The 6884-nt window shown below is 68.8% G+C and carries 8 protein-coding genes; 3 read left to right on the top strand and 5 right to left on the bottom strand.

The window, feature by feature from the left end; translation table 11 throughout:
• Positions 1 to 8 precede the first annotated feature (8 nt).
• The 5 genes from purN to purM are packed head-to-tail and all read right to left on the bottom strand — an operon-like array spanning position 9 to position 3354.
• Positions 9 to 668 carry a phosphoribosylglycinamide formyltransferase gene (gene purN / locus A7X97_RS04590; protein ID WP_111007645.1) on the bottom strand — a complete coding sequence of 220 codons (660 nt, stop codon included), beginning with the start codon at positions 666 to 668 and terminating at the stop codon, positions 9 to 11.
• Positions 665 to 1327: a DUF2238 domain-containing protein gene (locus tag A7X97_RS04595; RefSeq protein WP_111007646.1), complete on the bottom strand. Its 663-nt coding sequence runs from the start codon at positions 1325 to 1327 to the stop codon at positions 665 to 667. Before A7X97_RS04595 ends, purN begins: the two co-directional genes overlap by 4 nt.
• Positions 1328 to 1366: 39 nt before the next feature.
• Complete coding sequence (locus tag A7X97_RS04600) at positions 1367 to 1789, bottom strand: hypothetical protein (RefSeq protein ID WP_005415569.1); 423 nt, start codon at positions 1787 to 1789, stop codon at positions 1367 to 1369.
• A complete protein-coding gene (locus tag A7X97_RS04605; RefSeq protein WP_111007647.1) occupies positions 1786 to 2274 on the bottom strand; it encodes a hypothetical protein in 489 nt (162 codons plus the stop codon). Before A7X97_RS04605 ends, A7X97_RS04600 begins: the two co-directional genes overlap by 4 nt.
• A gap of 21 nt (positions 2275 to 2295) precedes the next feature.
• The gene (gene purM / locus A7X97_RS04610; protein ID WP_111007648.1) at positions 2296 to 3354 is read right to left on the bottom strand and encodes a phosphoribosylformylglycinamidine cyclo-ligase; all 1059 of its coding nucleotides are present in this window, start codon (positions 3352 to 3354) and stop codon (positions 2296 to 2298) included.
• 99 nt (positions 3355 to 3453) lie between these two features.
• Between purM and A7X97_RS04615 the strand changes: the two genes are divergently transcribed.
• From A7X97_RS04615 to hda, 3 genes are read left to right on the top strand one after another with little or no spacing between them, the layout of a single operon-like run.
• A complete protein-coding gene (locus A7X97_RS04615; protein WP_111007649.1) occupies positions 3454 to 4593 on the top strand; it encodes a DUF2066 domain-containing protein in 1140 nt (379 codons plus the stop codon).
• Positions 4590 to 5759 (top strand): AI-2E family transporter, encoded by a 1170-nt coding sequence (locus A7X97_RS04620; protein WP_005415573.1) that lies wholly within the window; start codon positions 4590 to 4592, stop codon positions 5757 to 5759. The genes A7X97_RS04615 and A7X97_RS04620 overlap by 4 nt, the downstream gene beginning before the upstream one ends.
• Positions 5759 to 6466 (top strand): DnaA regulatory inactivator Hda, encoded by a 708-nt coding sequence (gene hda / locus A7X97_RS04625; RefSeq protein ID WP_053500213.1) that lies wholly within the window; start codon positions 5759 to 5761, stop codon positions 6464 to 6466. The genes A7X97_RS04620 and hda overlap by 1 nt, the downstream gene beginning before the upstream one ends.
• Positions 6467 to 6884 lie beyond the last annotated feature (418 nt).

A 6884-nucleotide genomic window follows, 5' to 3' on the forward strand; every position in this document is an offset into this window, starting at 1 on the left:
CGTGGGCGTTACCGGTTCAGGTTCCCGGCGGAATCTAGGGCCAGTGGGCTAAACAGGGGGTGACCGTCCAGGTGCGGCTGCCCCTCCCGTTCAGTCAGGCGGCCGGCGCACAGCAGCTGGAGGGTGGCGATCAACAGGGGATGCTCCACCGCCAGCACGCGCGCGGCCAGGCTGTCGGCGTCATCGCCGGGCATCACCGGTACCCGTACCTGGGCCAGCACGGCGCCGGCATCCAGTTCGGGAACGACCAGATGCACGCTGGCCCCGTGCTCGGCATCGCCGGCGTGCAGCGCTCGCGCATGCGTATCCAGCCCTTTGTGCAGTGGCAGCAGGGAGGGGTGGATGTTGACCAGGCGGCCATTGAAGCGCTGCACGAAGGCTGCGCCGAGAATGCGCATGTAGCCGGCGCAGACGATCCAGTCCGGCGCGACCGCGGCCAGTGCATCGCCCAGGGCCTGCTCGTAGGCGGCGCGGTCGTCGAATTCCTTCGGCGCATGTGCCCAGCGCAGGCGTGCACCGACCCGTTGCAGCGCGGCGGCGGCTGGGCGGTCGGAGAACACGCCGACGATCTCGGCGGGCAGGCGGCCCGCTGCGATGGCATCGAGGATGGCCTGCAGGTTGCTGCCGCGGCCGGAGGCGAGCACGGCAATGCGGGTGGGCGTGGTCATTGCCGGGCACTCCGGCGGATCAACGGCCAGGTCAGCAGGCTGCCCACGGTCGCCAGCAGCATGTCGGCGTGCGCGTCCCACATGTCGCCCTGCTGCCCGTTGTAGGCCTCGGCGGCGTCGGGCGAAAGGGCCAGTGCGATGGCCCACTCGAACCACTCGTAGACCAGGCTGGCGCACATCACTGCCATCACCGCCAGGGTGAAAGCCTGGCCGCGGCGCAGCGCCGGCCAGGCATGGCGTGCCAGCTGCAGCAGCGCAGGCGTGAAGCAGACGCCGAACAGGAAGTGGATAAGCCGGTCGAAATGATTACGCTGCCAGCCAAACGCCACATTCGGCGACCAGCCGGTCAGCGCCTGCGCCCATGCGTCGTAGGGCACGTTCGAGTACAGCCAGCGCGCAGCCACGCAGTGCAGTGCAATGAAGCCGCAGATCGCGATGAAGGCACCGTTGCCCAGCCAGCCACCCCGGCGGTCGACCCATAGCAGTGCGGCCAGCCCGATCACGGTCAGGGTGCTGTGCAGGGCCTGCTCGGTGGGCCACAGCGGGTGGATCCAGCTGATCGCGAACACCGCCAGCACGGCGGCGAAGGCCAGCTTCTTGGGGCCCGTGAAACGGGAAGCGGCAGGCGAGGCGGTCGTGGAGAGGGCAGGCGCGGACATGGGGAGTCGATCAGGGGAGGGGGACGTCTGCCGGCAAGCTCAGACGCTGAGATGGTCGCCACGGTCGAACAGTGCGGCCATGTCAGGCTTGGACAGGAACACCCAGGCATAGGCGGTCAGGGCCATGCCCAGCGGGCCAGCCAGTACCGCCAGCCAGGCCGCGCGCTGGCACCAGGCCAGCCCGGTGCGGCGCGACAGCAGGCGTGCGGTGTGCAGCTGCACGACGCCAAGCGCGGCAGCCAGCAGCGAAATGACCCCGTACACCGTGGCCAGTACCGCGCCATCGGCCAGCCCGCGTGAGCTGGCGACCAGGCCGATGAAACCGAGGAACGCCAGCGCGGCCATCCAGTGGAAAACAGCCAGCGCGTAGAACAGCACCTTCAGCGTCTGCAGGTGGCTGGCCAGCTGCAGCTGCGCCAGGGTCTGCTGCGGCAGCGGCGGTGGTGCGCCGGGTGTCGTCATGTCGTTGCACCCCTTGCATCGAAGGCGGCCTTGACCTGCGGGCGCAGCAGCGTAACCAGGGTGAATACCCCCAGAACGGTGCCCAGCGGCGCGCACAGGCAGAGCAGGCCGGCCACGATCAGGCACAGCAGGTGGCGACGACGCTGGGCCAGGCAGCGTCCGGCCTGGATGACGAATGCGGCCATGCCCAGGCCACCGGCGACGAACACGGTCCCCAGCACCGTGAACACCCAGCCGAACAGGCGCTGTTCGGCCGGCGACGAGGGCTGGCCCCCGGAGTTCATCGGCAGATGGCCGCTCAGCGCACTGATGCCGAGCACGATGTACAGAATGAAAAACAGCGAGAGCAGCGCGATCAGGCCGCCGAACACGTAGTGCGCGATGGACAGCGCGCGCAGGTGGTCAGCGTCCTGCCTGCTGAAGACCGGCACGGCCGCCAACGGCGGCGGTACCGGGATGGGTGCCAGGGGGGGCGTTGCGTCCATGCGGGCTCCTCGGGGTCGGGTTCAGCCGATGCGGACGCGCTCGGCGCCTTCGGCGGTGACCACCTGGCCGATGGTCCAGTGCTCCAGGCCCTGCGCCTTGACCGCCTCGGACACCGCAGCCACCTGGTCCGGCGCGACGATCAGCACGAAGCCGATGCCGCAGTTGAAAGTGCGCCACATCTCGCTGTCGGCCACCGCGCCTTGCTTCTGCAGCCACTGGAATACCGGCGGCAGGGTCCAGGACGAGGCCTGGATGTCCAGGCCGAGGCCGTCGGGCACCACGCGGATGATGTTCTCGGTCAGGCCGCCACCGGTGATGTGGGCCATGCCGTGGATGGCGTCGCCGTGCGACTTCAGCAGCGACAGGATCGGCTTCACGTACAGGCGGGTCGGTGCCATCAGCGCATCGACCAGCTTCACGCCACCTTCCAGTTCCAGGTCGGCCGGGCGGCCGGCGCGGTCGTAGATGCGGCGCACCAGCGAGTAGCCATTGGAATGCGGGCCGGACGAGGCGATGCCGATCAGCACGTCGCCGGCGGCCACGCTGGCGCCGTCCTTCAGCTCGCTCTTCTCGACCGCAGCGACCGTGAAGCCGGCCAGGTCGTACTCGCCCGGGGCGTACATGTCGGGCATTTCAGCGGTTTCACCGCCGATCAGCGCGCAGCCGGCCTCGGTGCAGCCGTTGGCGATGCCGCCCACCACCGCTGCGGCGGTGTCGATGTCCAGCTTGCCGGTGGCGAAGTAGTCCAGGAAGAACAGCGGCTCAGCGCCCTGCACCAGCACGTCGTTCACGCACATCGCGACCAGGTCGATGCCGATCGTATCGTGGCGGTTCAGCTGGTGGGCCAGCTTCAGCTTGGTGCCCACGCCGTCGGTACCCGACACCAGCACCGGCTCGCGGTATTTGTTGGACAGGTCGAACAGGGCGCCGAAGCCGCCCAGGCCGCCCATCACTTCCGGGCGGAAGCTGCGCTTGACCAGGGGCTTGATCCGCTCGACCAGCGCGTTGCCGGCGTCGATGTCGACACCCGCGTCACGGTAGGTGAGGGGGGAGGGGGCGGAAGACGGGGTGTTGGTCACGGGCGTCGGCGCTGGCAGGGGTTGAACGAGCGATTTTAACAGGCCGCATTGGCGCAAAGGCCGTATTCGGGCAACAATTCCCCCGGATTCGTCGAGCCAATGGATGTCCTGATGCGCCGCAGCCTGATTCTGACCCTGCTCCTTGCACTGAGCCTGCCGGTGGCCACGATGGCCCAGAGCGGCCTGCGCACCGAGGGAGATGTTGCCACCGCCTCGGGTGCGTACGAGGCCGAAGTGCCCGTCAACAGCCAGGCCGAAGCCGATCGCAACGGCGCCCTGGCCCGTGCCCTGAGCGTGGTGCTGGGCAAACTGTCGGGCGACCGCAACGTGATGTCCCGCCCCGGCGTGGTGCAGGCGCTGCGCAACGCCAAGGACTACGTGGCCAGCTACGACTACAAGCAGGACCAGAGCGTGGGCGCCAGCGGCGCGCCGAGCTTCAGGACCCTGCTGGTGGCCCGCTTCCGCGAGGATGACGTTGACTCGCTGGTCTCGGCGCTGGGTCTGCCGCTGTGGCCGCAGCCGCGGCCGAAGCCGGTGGTGTGGTTGGCCGTCGACGACGGCAGTGGCCCGCGCCTGGTCAGCGTGCAGCAGGCCAACGCCGCCCGCCCGCTGCTGAACCGCGCCATCGAGCGGGGTTACAAGCTCGGCCTGCCCAGCGGCGGTGCCGCCGAACAGGCGCTGGCCGGTGCCATCTGGCGCCAGGACAGTGCCGCCGTGGCCCGCGCCTCGTCGCGCTACGCGCCGCCGATGCAGCTGATCGGCAAGCTCTACCGCGCCAACGGCGGCTGGCAGGCGGACTGGGTGTTCGTCGACAACGGCCGTGAGCTGAACAAGTGGACCAGCAAGGACGCCAACGCCATGCGCGCGATGGCCGCCGGTGCCGACGGCGCCGCCGACGCGCTGGTCAGGCGCTATGCCAAGGCGGGTGCCGCCGTCGGCCAGGCCGGGACCTACCGCGTGGTGGTCACCGGCATCAACAGTGCCGACGACTACCTGCGCCTTGCCGCCGGGCTGCGCGAGGTGCCGGTGGTGCGCAATGTCACCCCGCTGCACGCCTCGGCCGGCCAGCTGGAGCTGAGCCTGGAGATGACCACCGGCCTGGCCGGCTTCAACCGCATGCTGGGCGACAACGGCGTGCTGGTGCCCAGCGCGACGCTGCCGGCCCTGCCGATCCCGATCGATGACACCACCGGTGCCCCGGTGGCCGCGCCGGTCAGCAACGAGTACCGTTTGCGATGACCCTGACCCCGGAAGCCGAAATCGCGCAGTTCCTGCGCCGCCTGAAGTACATCCTGTTCGCCGGCCTGGTCGGCTGGGTGGTGTGGCTGCTGGCACCGATCCTGACCCCGTTCGTGCTGGCGCTGGCGCTGGCGTGGCTGGGCGACCCGCTGGTGGACCGCATCGAGGCCACCGGCCGTTCGCGCATGACCGGCGTGGTGCTGGTGTTCGCGGCGATGGTGCTGGTGATCGTGGCGCTGCTGCTGGTGCTGGTGCCGATGATCGAGCGCCAGATCACCACCCTGATCGCGGTCGCGCCGCAGGCACAGGCGTGGCTGATGGAGAAGGGGATCCCCTGGTTCGAGCAGAAGACCGGCCTGGAAGTGATGCAGTGGCTGGATCCGGACCGCCTGATCGAATGGGTGCGCAGCCACTGGCAGCAGGCCGGCGGCTTCGCCACCACATTCATGGGCTACGTCTCGCGTTCGGGCTTTGCGATGGTGACCTGGGTGGTCAACATCCTGCTGCTGCCGATCCTGGCGTTCTATTTCCTGCGCGACTGGGACAAGCTGGTCGAGCGGGTGGCGTCGGTCATTCCGCGCAACCAGATCGGCACCATCAGCGCGTTGGCGCGCGAGTCCAACGAGGTGCTGGGCGCGTTCATCCGCGGACAGTTCCTGGTGATGCTGGCATTGGGCGTGATCTATGCCGGCGGCCTGTCGCTGGTCGGCCTCAAGCTGGGCTTGCTGATTGGCCTGATTGCCGGCCTGATCAGCTTCATACCGTACCTGGGCGCGACCACTGGCGTGCTGATGGCGGTGATCGCGGCACTGGTGCAGGCGCAGGGCTTCGACCTGAAGCTGCTGATCCTGGTGGGCGTGGTGTTCACCGTGGGCCAGCTGCTGGAAAGCTACGTGCTGACACCGCGTATCGTCGGCGACAAGATCGGCCTGCACCCGGTGGCAGTGATCTTTGCGGTGATGGCCGGCGGCCAGCTGTTCGGCTTCCTCGGCATGCTGCTGGCGCTGCCGGTGGCGGCGGTGACCAATGTTCTGCTGCGCTATGCGCATCAGCGCTACCGACAGAGCGAGCTGTACGTGGGCGAGAAGCCGGCGATCGTGCTTGATGGCGTAGTGGACGCCCCCCATATCATCGTTCCGAACGACAAGGGCCCCGACCTGAAGTGATGGGTGTGCCGCAACTGCCGCTGGCCCTGCATTACCCGCGGGACCAGCGCCTGGAGACCTTCATCGGCGCGCCGGATGGCGCGCTGGCGCAGCTGCGCGCGATCGCGGTTGGCGCCAGCCACGACTGGGTCTACCTGGAAGGTGCGGCGGGAACCGGCAAGACCCACCAGGCGCTGGCGATGTGCTCCAGCGCCGAGCAGGCCGGGCGCTTGCCGACGTACGTGCCACTGGCCAGCGCCGCCGGCCGCGTTCGTGCAGCGCTGGATGGGCTGGACGCACGCGAACTGGTGGCGCTGGACGGGCTGGACGAGGTTGCCGGCAATCGCGAGGACGAGATCGCGCTGTTTGATTTCCACAACCGCGCGCGCGCTGCAGGTGTAACCGTGCTGTACACGGCGCAGAAGGCGCCGGGCGAGCTGGGCCTGGTGCTGCCGGACCTGCGTTCGCGCCTGGGCCAGTGCGTGCGCGTGCTGCTGCAGCCGCTGGATGAGGAAGGTCGTGCTGCGGTGCTGCGCGAGCGTGCACTGCGACGCGGCCTGGCCATCGACGAAGCGGCCATCGAATGGCTGCTGTCGCACACCGGCCGTGAGCTGGGTGGATTGATCACCCTGCTGGACTGGCTGGACCGCGAATCGCTGGCGGCGAAGCGGCGGATCACCGTGCCGTTCCTGCGCCAGGTGCTGGAAGAAGGCCGGCCTCGTTACTGAGGGTGGGGTTTGTTGGCAGGGCTGCGCCCTGCACCCGCAGAAGCAACGTCAACGTCAAAGGCTGGCTTCCTGAGGGGAGGCGGGGTGGCTCAGGTTGCGGGGGCGTGAGCGCCATGGATGGCGCGATCGAGGCTACATGGACGTACTTGCGCCGTCCCCCGCAACCTGAGCCACCCCGCCTTCGACAGGTTCCCGCGATCTGCCGGGACTGCGTACTGCACTGCTGACGGCTGTTGGTGGGTATCGACCTTGGTCGACACGTGTCTTGCTTGTGGTGGGTGACGACTGTTGGTCGTCACCGGAGCAAGCGCAGCGAAGCGACCCGCTTTTGCTTTTCTTTCCTTTCTTCCGTGGCTGGACGCCCACGGAAACTGTCAGAGGCCGGGCGGGTGGGCCATGCAGGGGCGTTGGCGCCATG

The organism is Stenotrophomonas sepilia, assembly GCF_003244875.1.
Taxonomy (GTDB): Bacteria; Pseudomonadota; Gammaproteobacteria; order Xanthomonadales; family Xanthomonadaceae; genus Stenotrophomonas; species Stenotrophomonas sepilia.